Here is a 15,567-nt window from a genome sequence, read left to right as displayed (position 1 = left end):
GTTATTCAGCCTCTTCTCCACCAGAGATCAAATGATTCTCTGAGAAAATCTGCAAAGTCTTTTCAAACCGCTTTACCAGATCATCGATTTCCCTTTTGGTAATAGTCAGCGGCGGTGCGATCAATACGGCATCTCCGTCTGTGCCATTTGTGCCCGCGCCTGCAGGGTATATAAGCAGACCCTGTTCCTGTGCTTCCTGTATTAACCTCTGAGTCAGACCGAAGCTTTTTGTAAACGGCTCTTTTGTCAGAGGATTCTTTACAAATTCAAGTCCGACCATTAGCCCTTTTCCCCTTACATCACCAATAAAGGAAAATTTGGATTGCAGCTTAGTCAATTTATTTCTTAAATACACTCCCTTGCTTTCTGCTTCCGGGATAATATTGTTTTTCTCAATATATTCAAGCACTGCGAGGGAAACTGCACATGACTGCGGATTAGCACTTAACGTATGACCGCTCATAATGCTTTTTGAACCTGCCAGTATGGGCTCCATTACTTCATCGCTTACAAGTGCAGCCGCAATCGGGGCATATCCGGCTCCCATTCCTTTTCCCAGTGCGACAATATCAGGCTTTATATTCCAATGCTCACAGGCAAGCATGGTGCCTGTTCTGCCAAAACCAGTCATCACCTCATCAGCAATAAATAATATGTCATTCCGCTCACAAATTTCTTTGATTATCCGGTAGTAATCCTTTGGAGGTGTAATAGCCCCCCCTGCAGCCCCAATGACTGGCTCTGCGATAAACGCAGCAATATTCTCTGGCCCTATCCGTTTAATGACTGTTTCAAGTTCATGTGCACACAAATAACCGCATTCAGGGGCTTCCAGATTGTATGGGCACCTGTAGCAATATGGAGGATGAATGACAGGGAAATCCTCCAGCAGCGGTATGAAGCGAGCCCTTCTGCCCGTATGTCCTGACATTGATAAAGCTCCCAGTGTTATGCCATGATAGCTCATCCACCTTGAGAGCACCTTTGTTTTTGTCACAATGCCTTTTTCCTGCCAGTACTGAATCGCTATTTTCATAGCTGTTTCTGTGGCCTCAGACCCGCTGTTCACAAAAAAGCTCCAATTCAAGTCGCCAATCGCAGCCTCCGCAATCTTATGGGCAAGCTTTTCAGCTGCCCCGCTCGTAAATTGCGATCGATATACAAAAGAAACTTTTTTTGCCTGTTCATGCATTGCCTCAATGATTTCCTCCACACCATGGCCAATATTGGCTGTTATCGCTCCAGATGATGCATCCAGGTATTCCTTGCCGTCCATATCATATAAATAAACTCCCCTGCCATAATCAATGATCGGGTACTGTGCATCAAGCATCGGCTTAATTAAGTTCGACTGGTTCATCAGCTTACTCCCTCCATCTAGAATTGCGAAATTTGCCTGCGGCTAATCAATATCCGCCGATGGCTTCATGACTTTTCACAGCAAATCTTTAATTCTACAAGCCAACTATTCTCTACCTTTTGGCAATATAGTAAATTGTATGAAGTCACTTAAGAAATCTTTCATAAAAGAATTTTGCAGATCTATTTTTCGCTGCAAAAAAACAGCCGCTGGATAGCGGCTGCTCAAAATTTATTTTGCTAATTCTGTTCAATCCAAATTTCACTCTCAGAACCTTGTGCTTTTATAACTGCTTTGCCTCCAATTGGGATAGTGGCATAGGGGTGTACATGGCCGAAGTTCACATTTGCGATTACAGGGATGCCTCGAAGCTCTTTTTTGGATACAATAATCTTCTTCAGTGCTTCTTCCGTCACATGAGAATTTTTCTGAAACCTTCCAATGAGGATTCCTTTGATATCATGGGCATCAGGCAGATGCAGCAGTGATTGAAGATCACGATCAAAGGAAAGAGCATGTGATTCCTCATCGTCTTCAATAAATAAGATCGCATCTTTTAATGATGGCATAAAATCTGTACCCTGCAGCAAATTAAGTGTGCATAAATTTCCGCCAATCAATCTGCCTTCTGCCTTACCTTCCTGTATGACCATATACCCTTTATGTTCGATGAAATGCCTGTCTTCCTGGTCGATATACCATGGATCATCACTCCAATGTGATGATGCTGCAATTTCATATGGGGCATCATTTGTCACTGCATTAATAAAAGATTCCAAAGTGTACTCAAACCCATGCTTCACACCGAAGCTTGAAAAATGCGGGCCTGAATAGGTGACCAAACCCGTTTTTTTATAAATGGCCCCCTGCAGTGCTGTGATATCACTGAATCCGCAAAATATTTTTGAATTGTTTTTTATTATCTCGTAGTCTATGTAATTTAAAAGCTGGTTGGCGTTATAGCCACCGATCACTGTCAGGATTCCCTTTACATTAGGATCAGTGAAAGCATCATGCAAATCTTCAATTCTTTCTTCAATAGAAGTACTGAAAAACTCATCATGTTCTTCTGCATTTTTGCCGTAAGTCACTGTGAATCCCAGCTGATTCAGCCGCTCCTGGGCAATTCGCAATTGTTCGCCTTTTATGATGGCCATACTTCTGGATGGTGCAATGACCCGGATCTCATCACCGGGCTTTAATCTCTCAGCAAGCATTGTGTCCTCTCCTTTACCACTTTCAGACTTAGATTGTTTTACATTTTATCAAATACGGGGTCGTTAGGAAATAACTGTTTTTTATATAAAAAAAGGCCAGCTTTTCAGCCCGGCCTTCTGTTCTTATACTAATGCAGGTTCTCTTCTTGGTGCATTACTTGTCTTTTCGATAATATCCCTTGCAATCCAGACACCGCAGGCACCCGCCTGTGCAAGTCCTCGGGTGATGCCTGCACCATCCCCGCCGACATAAAGTCCGCTGATTTCCGTTTCGAAACGGTCATTCAATCTTGGACGTGCAGAGTAGAATTTTGCCTCCACACCATAGAATAGGGTATGTTCTGATGCAAGTCCGGGAGATACATGGTTTAAAGCCTCCGTCATTTCAATCAGGCTTTTCATTGTATTATATGGAAGCACAAGGCCTAAGTCGCCAGGCACCGCTTCCTTTAAGGTTGGTTCAAGGAAGCCTTCTTTAATTCTCTTCTCGGTAGATCTTCTTCCTTTTAATATATCTCCATACTTTTGAACAATGATTCCGCCGTTAGAAAGGCTATTGGCTAGCCTGGAAATTTCATGCGCATATTCATTTGGCTTATCAAACGGTTCAGAGAATGTATGGGATACAAGCAAAGCAAAGTTTGTATTAGTACTTCCCAGCTTAGGGTCTTTATAGGCATGGCCATTCGCAAGCATGATACCTGAGTGGTTTTCCACTACAACATGGCCGGAAGGATTGCTGCAGAATGTACGCACTCTTGTGCCGACAGATGTATTAAATGTGAACTTTCCTTCGTAAAGATGTTTATTGATCTCTTCCATGACAATATCTGAAGTTTCAACCCGCACGCCAATATCGACCTGATTATTGATCATCTTCAAGCGGCGTGACTTCAGGAGGTTTGCCAGCCAAACTGATCCATCTCTCCCCGGTGCTACAACCACCTTATCAGCCTTCACTTCATTTCCGGACTTAAGCTTAACTCCCATAATGCGATGACCATCAGGGGTTTTTTCTGTTATGAGATCTTCAACCTCTGTCTTATAGGACATATCAATTTTTTCACGCAAATATTCATAAATACTCTTTAGGATTTCAAGATTCTGCTCGGTACCCAAATGTCTGACCTGCGCACGAAGCAGTTTAAGTCCTGCAGCATATCCGCGTCGCTCAATATCCCTCACTTCATCAGTCATTGGATCTGTAATGCTTTCAGTCGCACCATGCTTCAAATTGATTTCGTCTACATATTTTATCAAATCAACAACCTGGGAGTCGGGGAGATAATCGGTCATCCAGCCGCCAAACTCACTCGTAATATTGAATTTCCCATCTGAATAAGCCCCTGCTCCGCCAAATCCATTCGTGATAGAGCAAGCAGGCAGACAGCCTGCAAATTCTTTTCTTCCTGCTGCCGGCGGGCATTTAGCAATCTTTTTCTGTAAAATCGGACAATTTCTTTTATAAATATCATGGCCTTTATCTATTAATAAAATTTTTGCTTCAGGCATTTTCAATGTTAATTCATAACAAGTAAATATTCCAGCCGGTCCAGCACCGACAACAACAACATCATAATTCGCATTCATCGTCCTATTCCCCCAGACGCATTATTCGTTAATTTCATCAACCAAAGGTAACTATATCAAATGCAGAAGAGAAGGTCAATATGTTTTACGAACTATTAATTTAAAAAAAAATATAATGTTCGCCTTTAAGAAAATTTATGTAAAATTCCGTGAATTATGTCATACCAAAAAACAGAAGGCTGCTCATTACGAGCAGCCTTCCCAAGATCCATTTATATTACCAATTTCCGCAGCAGCATGCTCCGATAATAATCAATAGAATGAACAATACGACGATCAATGCAAAACCGCCATATCCTCCTCCACAATGAGCACCAGCAACAGGATAGCCATATCCTGGATAACATTGGTCGTAGCCTGCACCAGCAACTGCACCTTTATACATAAATAATCACTCCTCAACAAGATTTCTTGGGCATTTTCAATATTAATGTATGTACAGTGAACTTGACCCGCATGTGCATATGCCCATTTTTATAAAAAAACGCTCTAACTCCATTTCAAAACCTTCCCCCTTAGCCATTATTAGGGTACGATAAAAGTAAGAGATTCAGATAAGAAGCGGGGGATTCAAACCAATGAAGAGAAGGAAGATTGGCATATATTTTTTTATCATCACTTTTATATATGGTTTGTATCATTTGTTTGATAGCCTATCTAAAGTTGAAGGGGCAAATCCAACTAACGTGTATCAAAAGCTATCAGCAAAAGAGAATATTAATTACCTGATTATCGGGGATAGCATCGGCAGGGGGTCAGGTGCGACCTCCAAATCATCGGCATGGTTTACAAAGCTTGAGAAGTATCTGCAAAGTGAATTTGGGATTAAGGCCAAAAGGCATTCCATCGTCCAAAGTGGTGCCACTGCCTTTGAGGGTTTATATAAACTTCAGCAATCCGAACATTTAGGGGAAATTGATCTAGCTTTTATTGTATTTGGGGAGAATGACCGAAAATATATGGATGAAAAGCAATTTTCATTTTTTTACGAAGGGCTTATACGGAAAACAAAACAGCTTTACCCTGATACCGAGATCATAACCATTACAGAAAACCCCCTGGATGATGAAGCGTTTGTTCAGGAGATTTCTTTTATTTCTAAACACTATGGTGCAAAAAATGTGGATATGAGAAAACCTTTTGAACTATCAGGATTACCTGCAGAGGAACTGACAAAGGATTTGGTCCATCCAAATGATGACGGCTATAAAATATATGCAGATACTCTAATAAAGAAAATAAGAGAATTAGCAGGAAGTCACGCAGAAATTGCAGAGCTTTCTGCCCCCATTCATGAAAATGCAGACATCGAAATAGCATCCATCCCTCATGTTAGAGATATATCCGGATCATTTATTCACAAAGACGGCATTTGGGTGAGCCGCAAGGCGGGTGACAGTCTAGAATATCAATTTAGCGGCCCTTTCCTTGGGGTCGATATGATTCGAAGCGAAAAAGGCGGGAAGGTGGATGTTTTCATAGATGATGTGTATATTACATCCTTATCCGCCTGGTGGCCGCTGACTAAAGAAAGATATCAATATATTGTCAGCGGTCTCGAAGAGGGACAGCATTTAGTGAAATTTATTGTGAGCAATGAAAAATCAATGAATAACAGTTCTGACGATGCAATTATTCAAATTTCCTCCATCCTCACCAAAGCAGAACAATGAAGTAGAGAAGCTGGTCTGCAAACAAAGATTGTAAAAAATGACTCGAAAAAAGCCGCTTAATTAACAGCGGCTTTTTCTCATTATTTTGCAGTAACTGTCATTACTGCAGATGTTCCTCTCGTTACGGCTCCTGCTGCATTTTTCTCAAGAGAAGCGACCTGGTCACCATTAGTGATTATCATTGGTGTTATTGTGCTCTTTGCCTTTTCTTTAACCAGCTCTAAATCAAACGTGACAAGTTTATCACCTTCACTCACCTTTGAACCCTCGGAAATATGGGTCTCGAATCCTTCCCCTTTCATGGAGACCGTTTCAAGGCCAATATGGATTAAAATCTCGGCACCATTCTCAGCGCGAATGCCGATAGCATGCCTGGTAGGGAACACTTGAACTACTTCTCCATTAACCGGGGAAACAACTACCCCTTCTGAAGGTTCAATTGCAATACCGTCCCCCATCATTCTTTCTGCAAACACAGGATCAGGCACCTCTTCCAGATTAACTGCTGTACCCGTCAAAGCAGCCTTAACCTCAATTGATTTTACTGTTTCCTTTTTGCCAAATAATTTCTTAAACATAGGAACACCGTCCATTTCTTATTTTTCATTATTAAATAGCTGCAGATATTCTTTATAGCCCTCTTCCTCGAGTTTTTCCTTGGGAATAAACCTGAGTGCAGCAGAATTAATACAATAACGGAGGCCTGCAGGTCCCGGCCCATCATCAAAAACATGACCTAGATGGGAATCGGCTGATCTACTTCTCACTTCCGTTCTAACCATAAAGTGACTGCGGTCTTCTTTTTCAACAACTTCTTCATCCTGAATGGGTTTTGTAAAGCTGGGCCAGCCGCATCCTGCATCATACTTGTCTTTTGAGCTGAAGAGAGGCTTGCCGGAAACGACATCAACATAAATTCCATCTTTAAATTCATTCCAATACTCATTGCGGAACGGCGGCTCTGTGCCATTATTCTGAGTTACTTCATATTGCATGGGATCAAGTTTCTGCTTTAAATCTTCACTATTTTTTGCCATTATTCTTCACCCCAATGTTTATTAATAAATGCTTTTCTTCCAGAGCCGGTTTGATACGCATTGTATCTATCCGGATTTTTTTTGTAATAGTGCTGATGATATTCTTCTGCAGGATAAAAGTCTGAAGCAGGCAGAATCCTGGTGACAATCGGTTTTGTAAATGGACCAGTTTCTTCAAGCTTTTGTTTGGATTCTTCTGCTGACTGCTTTTGTTTTACATTGTGATAAAAAATCGCTGTCTGATAGGATTGGCCTCGATCATAGAACTGCCCGCCTGCATCTGTAGGGTCAATCTGCTGCCAATATAATTCAAGCAGCTTTTCATATGGGTAGACCTCAGGATCAAACGTGATCTGAACCGCTTCATAATGGCCAGTCGTTTCCGAACAGACCTGCTGGTAAGTCGGGTTTTTTAAATTCCCTCCGGTATATCCGGATAGAACTTCTTTTATTCCAGGCTGTTCATCAAAAGGCTTTACCATGCACCAGAAGCAGCCTCCTGCGAAGGTTGCCTTTTCGTATTGTTTCTCTGTCATTCTGCTCCACCTCTTTCCGGCACTTTTCTATCTTTTACTTTTTCCCTTAAAAAGATGATTTAAAGCTATATACATAAGATTAATGAAAAGATTCATTATATGCAAAAGAAACCTCTTTACAGAAGAGGTTTCTGAATCTTTACATTCTTTTATTCTTTGCTCCAGCACTTATTTTTTTCCAGCGTTTGCGTTCTTCAGATTGGGCTCGTTTATCCTGCTTTCTATCCAGATATGCGAGTTCCTTGAGAAGCTTTTTATAGCTGTTAAGACGTGCTCCTGATATGCTTCCTTCTTCTATTAGCATATGAACAGCGCATCCCGGCTCATTTTCATGTGTACAGTCCCTGAATCTGCAACTTTCAGCGGCTTTCTCAATATCTGTGAAGCTTTCTGAAAGACCGCTTTCACTTTCCCACAGCTGAAGCTCTCTCATTCCTGGGGTATCAATCAGTATGGCTCTATCAGGAAGAAGTATGAGCTCCCTGTGAGTAGTTGTATGCTTTCCTTTGTCATCACTTAATCGAATATCCTGGACCTTTTGCTTTTCCGCGCCAAGAAGGTAATTGGTAAGCGTGGACTTTCCAACACCTGAAGAGCCGAGCAGTGCGATTGTTTTTCCAGGCTCCAAAAACGGCTTAAGCAGGTCTATTCCCTTCTCTTCCATCACGCTGATTGAGATAACAGGAACACCCATGGCAACGGTGTCCACCTCAGCAAGCTTTTCCTCCAGATTCTCACAAAGGTCAGCCTTGGTAAGAACAATCACAGGAGCTGCCCCGCTTTCCCATGTTAAAAGCAAATAACGTTCCAATCTTCTTAAGTTTAGATCCTCATTAAGCGAATTAACCAGGAAAATAGTGTCTACATTAGCAGCTACAATTTGTTCTTCCGTATTCACCCCTGCTGCCTTCCTTGAAAATTTGCTTTTCCTTGGGAGGACAGCATGAATGATACCACGCTGTTCATCCGCTCTTTCTTTGATAACAACCCAGTCACCTACAGCAGGATAATCCTCCCTTGATGATGCGTCGAAAGAAAACTTCCCTGATACTTCACAGAGCATTTCACCCTTATCTGTCCATACACGATACATTCTTTTATGCTCTAAAGCCACCCGGCCCATTTGATATTCTTTTTCTTCATACACTGAAAAAGCCTCTTTAAAAAAGGGATTGAATCCAAGTTTATTAATTGTCAATGTTTGTTCCTCCATGCTTATCGAATATTTTTTTACACACAAAAAACCATAGGCAATCAGCCCATGGTTTGATCATGCAGAGTTCAATAAGCTGGGAAAGAACAATCTGGTCCGCTCAATTAAACGATTTCCACTTGGGCTGTGCCTGATGTATTTACAATTAACGTATTTGCATAAAATTCTCTTGTCATAGCACATCACCCGCTTTCGTTTATTTGTTTATATTATATGGAATATTGCTCCAGAAGTAAAGCCCTTTTATTCCTTCATTCTCCCAATGTGGCATTCATCCGGGGAGAAGCATATGTTATTTAAGCAGATTTAGGAGGGGGAATTATGCCTACTGAGAGAAATCAGCAATGGTACCTGCAAAAAGCGGCAAAGTATGATCTTTTGGCACAGTATTTTAAATACATTGATGCAGCACAGCATATTGCTTATTACCATAAACATTTACATTGCCTCAATCAGGCTTTTCGAATGATGCGTACAAATAACCCGGTGCCTTCTGCAGAAGGTCATCAGGGTGAGCAGACAGGAGTACGGATTTTCCATGGTTCCCCTGATGCCGGTCCGATTGATATATATATAAACGGCAAGCGAATATTAAAGGACTTCTTATATAAAGAAGAAAGCGGTTATGCTGCACTGCCTGCAGGCTCGCATCAGATAGACATATATCCGGCTGGCAGCATGGTTTCCACACTTTTGAGCAGAAAAATCAATGCTGCTGCAGATAAAGTATATACAATTGCGGCTGCAGGGAATTCAGCAAACTTAAAGCTTGTCCTATTAGAAGATCAGCCTGAAGTGCCTGCCGGGGAGACAAAAGTCAGATTTGTCCACCTGTCACACGATGCTCCTGCAGTTGATATTGCCGTAAAAAACAGGGATGTTGTTTTCCACAATATCGCTTTCAGGCAGGCAAGCAAGTACATGGCATTAACTCCAATAACCGTCGACCTGGAAGCCAGGGTAACAGGAACCCTTAATGCTGTGCTGTCAATCCCTCGAATGCAATTTAAAGCAGACCAGGCCTACACCATACTGGCTGTAGGTTCCGTTGCCAAAGAGCCTGAGCTTGAAACAATTATAATTGCAGATTAATGCTTTCACGCCAATTAAAAGATAAAAAAAGGGAACCCTCCAAAGCTGCGGAAGGGTTCCCTTTTCTCATTTAACCGGGACAAGAAGGGTAAAACGAATATCATCCTGCTTTAAATTAAATTCATCTACTTTTACTTTCACATCACTTTTCAGCTTCATTTCCTGCAGTGATACATAGATTCTTTCTTTCTGCGGCTGAATGGTAACACCTTCCGGAAGCTTGTAGCGGTCTTTTACCAGCTTCAGAACATGTGAAACAGGAAGATTCAGCTGCCCAACAGATATAGATCTTTGCTGAAGGACAACATCTCCATTCTGCAAGGCTTCTGGTTCAAATGACAGTTTCATCTGCAGATCCTGGCTGAAGAAAGGGATTGTGCCATATAAATCAACTTCATCATTTAGAAGGACTTTGTAATCTATTGCTCCTGTCAGACCTTCTTTTTCAAGATAGTGGTTAATGACTCTATTTAAATCTTCTTTATTTGCTTTTATGTTAAAAGGAACATAATTATCACTATTCTCGGTGACAGCTGTGTAGTCTTCGTCATCTGCCGGCATACTGATATAAATAAACAGCACAGCTAAAACGAGTGCATTAATAGCCAGCAGTGTAAAAAACAGCTTTTTCCATTTTCTATCTTTCAATCAGCTTCTCTCCATTTCCTACGGCTCTCCTCTTATACGGAATATCTTTCAGCACTTCCTCTGTGAGGATTTGATGGACCCGTCCAGCTATTAATTCATATCCTTTATCATTTGGATGAAAATAGTCTGTATATAAAAGGTTTTCATCGGTATTTTCAAATATATCATCTATTTCAACAAAATAAGTCCCCGGATAATTTTTCAAAATATCCTGACTTGTGCCATTCCAATCTCCAAGAATAGCATTAATTTCCGTTATTTCTGAAAACCATTTTAAAAAGGGATTATATAAGCCTATTAAAACAATTTTACTATTTGGGTTTACCTCTTTAATTGAATCTAAAACCTCGGTCAGATTTTGTTCATAGATTTCCTTTTCCTTGGCAAAGGCCCTCAGCTTCAGGTTCGAAAAATTCTCACGGACTACTTTCATAACGTCATTGCCGCCAATGGTTATGATCACCGCGTCTGCATTCTTCACAACATCTCTTACCTCATCTGTCCCCAGCTTTTTCAATAATTGATCGGAACGATTGCCTCTAACACCGAAATTATAAAAAATAGCGTCTTGAACACTTTTGTCTTTTTCCAGTGACATTTCAAGATATGGCACGTAGCCTCCACGTTCAGTACTGTCTCCAACCCCCTGGGTTAAAGAGTCCCCTACTGCAGCAACAGTAAGGTTTCGAGGGAAAAAATCCAAAGGAATTTCTTCTTTAACTGTCAGGCGGGATTCTTTTTCAGAATGAATTATATCGCTGTGGTTAACTGAACTGCAGGAAGCGAGCAGCAGCATGATCCAAAAGATGAGGGTGAATTTTTTTAACATATTATCACCTGCCCATTTTTCTCATTTATATTATAACATGCAACTAAAATTTAAAAATAATTAGCATTGTTCCTGCTGCAGTATGTACTAAACAGAAAAGAAAAAAGACCTCGTCCAAGGTCTATTGCAATGCTTTAATATCATTCATAATTTCATCTAACGGAATTTCATTTAGACCAGTATAATATTTCATTACTTTTCCATTCTGGTCAACAAGATAAAAATCTGTTCCATGGATTACCTGATCACCTGTTTGCGGCTTTTTTACAATGGTTTTGAAGTATTCCATAGCATATTTCTCAATTTCTTCCTGTTCATACCCGGTCAGAAAATGCCAATTGCTGAAATCTGCATTGTATGTAGATGCAAATTCCTTTAAAACTTCAGGTGTATCCACTTTTGGGTCTACACTGAATGAAACAAATTCAATATTTTTTATGCCTTCCTTCTCAGCCAAATCCTGAAGCTTCTTCATATTAGCTGTCATGGGCATACATACATCTTCGCAATTGGTAAAAATAAAGTCGGCTACCCAAACCTTTCCTTTAAGATCCTTTAAACCAAATTCTTTATTATCCTGATTTTTATATGTAAAATCAGCCAGTTCCCAATTTAACGCGTCCTTTATGCCGCTCTGTCCGCATGCTGAAAGGACTGCAAGCATAAAAGCAGAAAACATTATTGCAAATACTCTTTTTCTCATACATTCACCTGCTTTAATTAGTTACGTTGCTAATTTTAGCAAATATTCATGAAAGAAGAAAGAAGTACTTATGACAAACTTGTGAATACGAACCTTTCTTTCTATTATCGCGAATTAATGGAGGGTAAAAACTTTTAAGTTAGTTTCGTTTTATGGTTCGTCATAATCTCATAAAATGTTCTGATAAAATTTGAATAATTAAATTGCACAGCAATCCGATGTATCCGGTATTTCATCTTGTCTTCAGAAGGGACATTTCTAAAGTCTCCAATGCTCTGGCCAAACGCATCCCCTTTGTCAGTTATTATCTTTACCGGTACATCCAGATATTGAATGTCAGCCCTGTCAAGCATTGCCCACAATGTAAATAAATCGTGCATGGGACTTCCGCTTATGCCTGGATAGGTTTCCTTATAAAAATTGAAATAATAATCAACCATAGGCTTAAGAATTAAGCCGACTTTATTTTGCACTTTCTGATAGTAGGCATCAAGAGAGTCGATAAGTGCAGGAGTAATGATTGCAGACATCGTTACATCCAGAGGAAAGACATGAATTTTCTTTGGTGCATTGGCAAATACAACATTAGCCGCATACGGGTCCCCATAAAAATTTGCTTCAGCCACTGGAGTCACATTGCCTGGAACATTGAATGCACCGCCCATAATATAAAAGTCACTGACTTTACTCATTAGTGCCGGATAAAGGATAAAGGCCGTTGCCAATGAAGAAAGTCTGCCTACATTAACGATTGTTATATCATTTTCATACTTCTCGATCAATCCCTTAAAATCATCGAAGTTTTCAAACAAATTATTGGAATTCTCCAGGTTTGGAATAATTGGACCCAGCCCTTCTATGCCATGAACATCCGGGTAAAACACCGGAACTTCCCCGGTTAAAGGCAATACGGCTCCGCTGACTACAGGAGTATTTTGTCCGGTTAATTCACGAAGGTAAGCAGCGTTTCGGACGGCATCCTCCCTGGAAACATTTCCGTAATCAGCAACAATTCCAACGATATTGATTTCCTCTGAGAAATAAGCAAATATAACCGCAACAAAATCGTCAATTCCAAAGTCACTAAATAATAAGACATTTTTCCTCATCAACCCTACACCCCCCATAATTCATTTTATTCCGGGGATGTTTAAGAATGGCAAATATTTTCAATTAGGAAAAAAGTATTTATTATGATTGACTGCGCAAAAAAAACGCATAGCCTGATGAGCTATGCGTCCGTTTTATTAATCTTCCAGATAATACATAAATCCAATCGCACCCGGCCCAGTATGTGTACTGATAATGGGGGTTGTTTCTTCGATTTCAACCTTGGCATCAGCATCAAGCTCTTCAATCATTTTCTTCAGTTTAGAAGCTAACTCAATGCCTTCTGCATGTACAAGGCCTGCACCTTTTATTGTTTTACCTTTAATATCCCCGGCGAATTGCTTGGCCAAATATTTGGCAACCTGGGTATGGCTTCTTACTTTAGCGACAGGTGTATATACCCCGCCTTCAAGCGATGCAATTGGTTTTATATTCAGCAAGGATCCAATCATGGCTTTGCCTTTGCCGATTCTTCCGCCTTTAACGAGGTTTTCCAAGGTATCCACTACTACAAACAATTTAGTGTTAGCGCGAACAGTTTCCAGTCGGCTCACAATTTCCTGAATAGCTTTTCCTTCCCTGGCCATTTTTGCAGCCTCTATTACCTGAAAAGCCAGTGCTTTGGAGATATACCTGGAATCTACTACTGTAACATTTGCACGTGACATAGCTGCCGCACTTTCAGCTGATTGAACAGTTCCGCTCATTCCGCCAGTCATATGGATGGAAAGAATTTCATAGCCCTGGTCACCAAACCTGTCATACACCTCTGCGAAGACTCCCGCTGGAGGCTGTGAGCTTTTTGGCAGTTCGTCAGATTCTTTCATCTTTTTCATGAATTCAGCTGGAGTAATATTTACCCGATCCAAATATGTATTTCCTTCAATGTGAATAGATAGAGGAACGACTTCAATATCGAATTCTTCAATCAATTCTCTTGATAGATCCACTGTAGAATCAGTAACAATTTTAATCTTAGCCATTATTCCTTCACTTCCCTGCATTTACAATTAGTTCATATTATACATTTAAGCAAAATACAAATAAAGCAATAAATACCAAGCTTTTCTTACTTCGCCTCAAGCGGCCAAAAAAATACCGGCTGGCTGCCGGCATCAAAGTTGTTAAGCGTTATTTTTCAATTCTGGAGCCTTAAAAATCTCTTCATAGACCGGCCATTTTAGAACTCGTTTTAGATACTCCCTAAAGGAATGGTTCTTACATGTCTTTTCATTGGCGTTAGTGGCCGCAATGAATGTTTTCAAACGGACTTGGATCATAAAATAATAAGGGCTATCTTTTGCCAACACAGGAATTTCAATAATTTTTACCTTCTGTCCAACAGCATTTTTGAACTCTAGGCTTTTAAATAGCAAAATATCAATCCTCTTTTTCACCCGTTTGTTTATATTATACCCCAAATACGGCTCGAAATGTGTCTGATTGTGCTATCCCATTAATTTTTTTATGAAGATGCCTCTCCTGAATTCTCTTGCTTTTTCAGCTTTCTTTTATAGACAATCTTTGATAAGTTGATGCTTATTTCATAAAGCAGGAGCAAGGGAATGGTTACAAGAATATCAGACATGAAGTCTGGAGGTGATATAATAACCGAAATTACGATAAGCACAAAATAAGCATATTTCCTGATTTTTGTAAGCACATACGGATTAAGGATCCCAAGCGAAGTCATGAACATGATGACGACAGGGAGTTCAAATAAAACTCCAAAAGGCAAAGTCATATTAAGGACAAAACGGAAATATTTATCCGCAGTAAAATTGGCCTCAAACATTTCTCCCCCCAGCTCTACAAGAAAGCTTAATACGGCTGGGAAAATGACAAAATACCCAAAGCAAAGGCCAGTAATAAACAGAATAAACAATGCCGGCACATAAGAAAGAGAAATCTTCCGCTCATGCTCTGTCAGGGCAGGTTTGACAAACAGCCAAATCTGCAAAGCCAGAACAGGTATTGTCGCTGCAACGGCAATAACTGTAGCAAGCATAAAGTAAACCCAGATAATATCACTTGGGCCCAGAACGATCAATTTAACGTCCAGGTCTCTTACCAGCCATTTATAAATATCCTCCACAAACACAAAACCTGCAATAAAAAACAGGATAAATGCTGATGCTGTTATGATGAGTCTTTTTCTTAATTCATCCAGATGTTCGACTAAATTTAATTCTTTTTCTTCCATACAAATCTCCTGCTAATTTTATAAAGTGAAACTTCAATCAGCGGGGGTTTTCCTTATCCCCCACTGATTGTTAGTTGAGGCCCACAGGAAGTGGGTCACAAAGACGTGGCCACAGGACAAGGAAAGCTACGGCAGCGATACATTGCACGACCGAAAGCGGAAGCTTTTGGGAGGACGTGGCGTTCTTAGTCTTTGTCCTTATTTCGGGCCTTTACGGGCAGTTTGACCCCCACTTATCCTCCTTTGATTTCTCTGAGTCTTGGAGTGGGGGTCTTACTGCCCGTTAGACTGCGATAAAAAGCCGGGCTTGGCCAGCCAGATTTTTTAAACCAAAACAAAAAGGTGCAAGAAGTATA

The 15,567-nt window shown here is 40.4% G+C and carries 17 protein-coding genes; 2 read left to right on the top strand and 15 right to left on the bottom strand.

The annotated features are described in order from the left end of the window. Position 1: 1 nt before the first annotated feature. From PBF_RS17475 to PBF_RS17460, 4 genes are all read right to left on the bottom strand, one after another. Positions 2 to 1,360, bottom strand: coding sequence for an aspartate aminotransferase family protein (locus tag PBF_RS17475; RefSeq protein WP_035331430.1), 1,359 nt, complete (start codon positions 1,358 to 1,360; stop codon positions 2 to 4). 239 nt (positions 1,361 to 1,599) lie between these two features. After that, the gene (locus tag PBF_RS17470) at positions 1,600 to 2,577 is read right to left on the bottom strand and encodes a S66 family peptidase (RefSeq protein ID WP_035331428.1); all 978 of its coding nucleotides are present in this window, start codon (positions 2,575 to 2,577) and stop codon (positions 1,600 to 1,602) included. A 123-nt stretch (positions 2,578 to 2,700) separates the two neighbouring features. Further along, entirely contained in the window at positions 2,701 to 4,167 is a 1,467-nt protein-coding gene (locus PBF_RS17465; protein WP_035331425.1) for an NAD(P)/FAD-dependent oxidoreductase, read from the bottom strand. Between the two features lie 217 nt (positions 4,168 to 4,384). Beyond that, positions 4,385 to 4,552, bottom strand: coding sequence for a YjcZ family sporulation protein (locus PBF_RS17460; RefSeq protein ID WP_035331424.1), 168 nt, complete (start codon positions 4,550 to 4,552; stop codon positions 4,385 to 4,387). Between the two features lie 193 nt (positions 4,553 to 4,745). Between PBF_RS17460 and PBF_RS17455 the strand changes: the two genes are divergently transcribed. Continuing rightward, a complete protein-coding gene (locus tag PBF_RS17455; RefSeq protein ID WP_035331423.1) occupies positions 4,746 to 5,840 on the top strand; it encodes an SGNH/GDSL hydrolase family protein in 1,095 nt (364 codons plus the stop codon). Between the two features lie 80 nt (positions 5,841 to 5,920). On the opposite strand, the gene PBF_RS17450 is transcribed toward PBF_RS17455, so the two are convergent. The 4 genes from PBF_RS17450 to rsgA form a co-directional block, all read right to left on the bottom strand. Continuing rightward, the gene (locus tag PBF_RS17450; RefSeq protein WP_035331422.1) at positions 5,921 to 6,418 is read right to left on the bottom strand and encodes a PTS sugar transporter subunit IIA; all 498 of its coding nucleotides are present in this window, start codon (positions 6,416 to 6,418) and stop codon (positions 5,921 to 5,923) included. An 18-nt stretch (positions 6,419 to 6,436) separates the two neighbouring features. Beyond that, complete coding sequence (gene msrB, locus PBF_RS17445) at positions 6,437 to 6,877, bottom strand: peptide-methionine (R)-S-oxide reductase MsrB (RefSeq protein WP_035331420.1); 441 nt, start codon at positions 6,875 to 6,877, stop codon at positions 6,437 to 6,439. Then, the gene (gene msrA / locus PBF_RS17440) at positions 6,877 to 7,413 is read right to left on the bottom strand and encodes a peptide-methionine (S)-S-oxide reductase MsrA (protein WP_035331418.1); all 537 of its coding nucleotides are present in this window, start codon (positions 7,411 to 7,413) and stop codon (positions 6,877 to 6,879) included. Before msrA ends, msrB begins: the two co-directional genes overlap by 1 nt. A 139-nt stretch (positions 7,414 to 7,552) precedes the next feature. Then, a complete protein-coding gene (rsgA, locus tag PBF_RS17435) occupies positions 7,553 to 8,611 on the bottom strand; it encodes a ribosome small subunit-dependent GTPase A (RefSeq protein WP_035331412.1) in 1,059 nt (352 codons plus the stop codon). Between the two features lie 336 nt (positions 8,612 to 8,947). Here rsgA and PBF_RS17430 point away from each other — a divergent pair, with 336 nt between their 5' ends. Then, positions 8,948 to 9,718 (top strand): DUF4397 domain-containing protein, encoded by a 771-nt coding sequence (locus tag PBF_RS17430; protein WP_035331410.1) that lies wholly within the window; start codon positions 8,948 to 8,950, stop codon positions 9,716 to 9,718. Positions 9,719 to 9,784: 66 nt separating this feature from the next. Here the strand turns inward: PBF_RS17430 and PBF_RS17425 are convergent, their stop codons facing one another. The 7 genes from PBF_RS17425 to tatC all read right to left on the bottom strand — a co-directional run bounded on the left by PBF_RS17425 (position 9,785) and on the right by tatC (position 15,211). Beyond that, positions 9,785 to 10,366: a YpmS family protein gene (locus PBF_RS17425; protein WP_035331408.1), complete on the bottom strand. Its 582-nt coding sequence runs from the start codon at positions 10,364 to 10,366 to the stop codon at positions 9,785 to 9,787. Further along, positions 10,356 to 11,195, bottom strand: a complete 840-nt coding sequence (locus tag PBF_RS17420) for an SGNH/GDSL hydrolase family protein (RefSeq protein ID WP_035331406.1) — start codon at positions 11,193 to 11,195, stop codon at positions 10,356 to 10,358. The genes PBF_RS17425 and PBF_RS17420 overlap by 11 nt, the downstream gene beginning before the upstream one ends. 121 nt (positions 11,196 to 11,316) lie before the next feature. Next, on the bottom strand, positions 11,317 to 11,898 hold the full coding sequence (locus tag PBF_RS17415) for an SCO family protein (RefSeq protein WP_035331404.1): 582 nt from the start codon (positions 11,896 to 11,898) through the stop codon (positions 11,317 to 11,319). Between the two features lie 134 nt (positions 11,899 to 12,032). Further along, on the bottom strand, positions 12,033 to 13,007 hold the full coding sequence (locus tag PBF_RS17410; protein ID WP_035331403.1) for a nucleoside hydrolase: 975 nt from the start codon (positions 13,005 to 13,007) through the stop codon (positions 12,033 to 12,035). A gap of 138 nt (positions 13,008 to 13,145) precedes the next feature. Beyond that, positions 13,146 to 13,991, bottom strand: coding sequence for a DegV family protein (locus PBF_RS17405; protein WP_035331401.1), 846 nt, complete (start codon positions 13,989 to 13,991; stop codon positions 13,146 to 13,148). A 141-nt stretch (positions 13,992 to 14,132) separates the two neighbouring features. Continuing rightward, the gene (locus PBF_RS17400; protein ID WP_035331400.1) at positions 14,133 to 14,384 is read right to left on the bottom strand and encodes a DUF2535 family protein; all 252 of its coding nucleotides are present in this window, start codon (positions 14,382 to 14,384) and stop codon (positions 14,133 to 14,135) included. A gap of 89 nt (positions 14,385 to 14,473) precedes the next feature. Beyond that, a complete protein-coding gene (gene tatC, locus PBF_RS17395) occupies positions 14,474 to 15,211 on the bottom strand; it encodes a twin-arginine translocase subunit TatC (protein ID WP_035331399.1) in 738 nt (245 codons plus the stop codon). Positions 15,212 to 15,567: the final 356 nt, after the last annotated feature.

It is taken from the genome of Cytobacillus firmus DS1 (genome assembly GCF_000565285.1).
GTDB classification, from domain to species: domain Bacteria; phylum Bacillota; class Bacilli; order Bacillales; family Cytobacillaceae; genus Cytobacillus; species Cytobacillus firmus_A.
The sequence above is the reverse complement of the archived record's forward strand: the minus strand, read 5'-3'. Positions and strand labels throughout refer to the sequence as shown.

Bases quoted from the DNA above. Each gene is read 5' to 3' on its own strand.
- PBF_RS17430 (WP_035331410.1), top strand. From the start codon at position 8,948: ATGCCTACTGAGAGAAATCAGCAATGGTACCTGCAAAAAGCGGCAAAG.
- PBF_RS17460 (WP_035331424.1), bottom strand. From the start codon at position 4,552: ATGTATAAAGGTGCAGTTGCTGGTGCAGGCTACGACCAATGTTATCCA.
- PBF_RS17410 (WP_035331403.1), bottom strand. From the start codon at position 13,007: ATGAGGAAAAATGTCTTATTATTTAGTGACTTTGGAATTGACGATTTT.
- PBF_RS17405 (WP_035331401.1), bottom strand. From the start codon at position 13,991: ATGGCTAAGATTAAAATTGTTACTGATTCTACAGTGGATCTATCAAGA.
- PBF_RS17475 (WP_035331430.1), bottom strand. From the start codon at position 1,360: ATGAACCAGTCGAACTTAATTAAGCCGATGCTTGATGCACAGTACCCG.
- msrB (WP_035331420.1), bottom strand. From the start codon at position 6,877: ATGGCAAAAAATAGTGAAGATTTAAAGCAGAAACTTGATCCCATGCAA.
- tatC (WP_035331399.1), bottom strand. From the start codon at position 15,211: ATGGAAGAAAAAGAATTAAATTTAGTCGAACATCTGGATGAATTAAGA.
- PBF_RS17455 (WP_035331423.1), top strand. From the start codon at position 4,746: ATGAAGAGAAGGAAGATTGGCATATATTTTTTTATCATCACTTTTATA.
- PBF_RS17470 (WP_035331428.1), bottom strand. From the start codon at position 2,577: ATGCTTGCTGAGAGATTAAAGCCCGGTGATGAGATCCGGGTCATTGCA.
- PBF_RS17420 (WP_035331406.1), bottom strand. From the start codon at position 11,195: ATGTTAAAAAAATTCACCCTCATCTTTTGGATCATGCTGCTGCTCGCT.
- PBF_RS17450 (WP_035331422.1), bottom strand. From the start codon at position 6,418: ATGTTTAAGAAATTATTTGGCAAAAAGGAAACAGTAAAATCAATTGAG.
- PBF_RS17465 (WP_035331425.1), bottom strand. From the start codon at position 4,167: ATGAATGCGAATTATGATGTTGTTGTTGTCGGTGCTGGACCGGCTGGA.
- msrA (WP_035331418.1), bottom strand. From the start codon at position 7,413: ATGACAGAGAAACAATACGAAAAGGCAACCTTCGCAGGAGGCTGCTTC.
- PBF_RS17415 (WP_035331404.1), bottom strand. From the start codon at position 11,898: ATGAGAAAAAGAGTATTTGCAATAATGTTTTCTGCTTTTATGCTTGCA.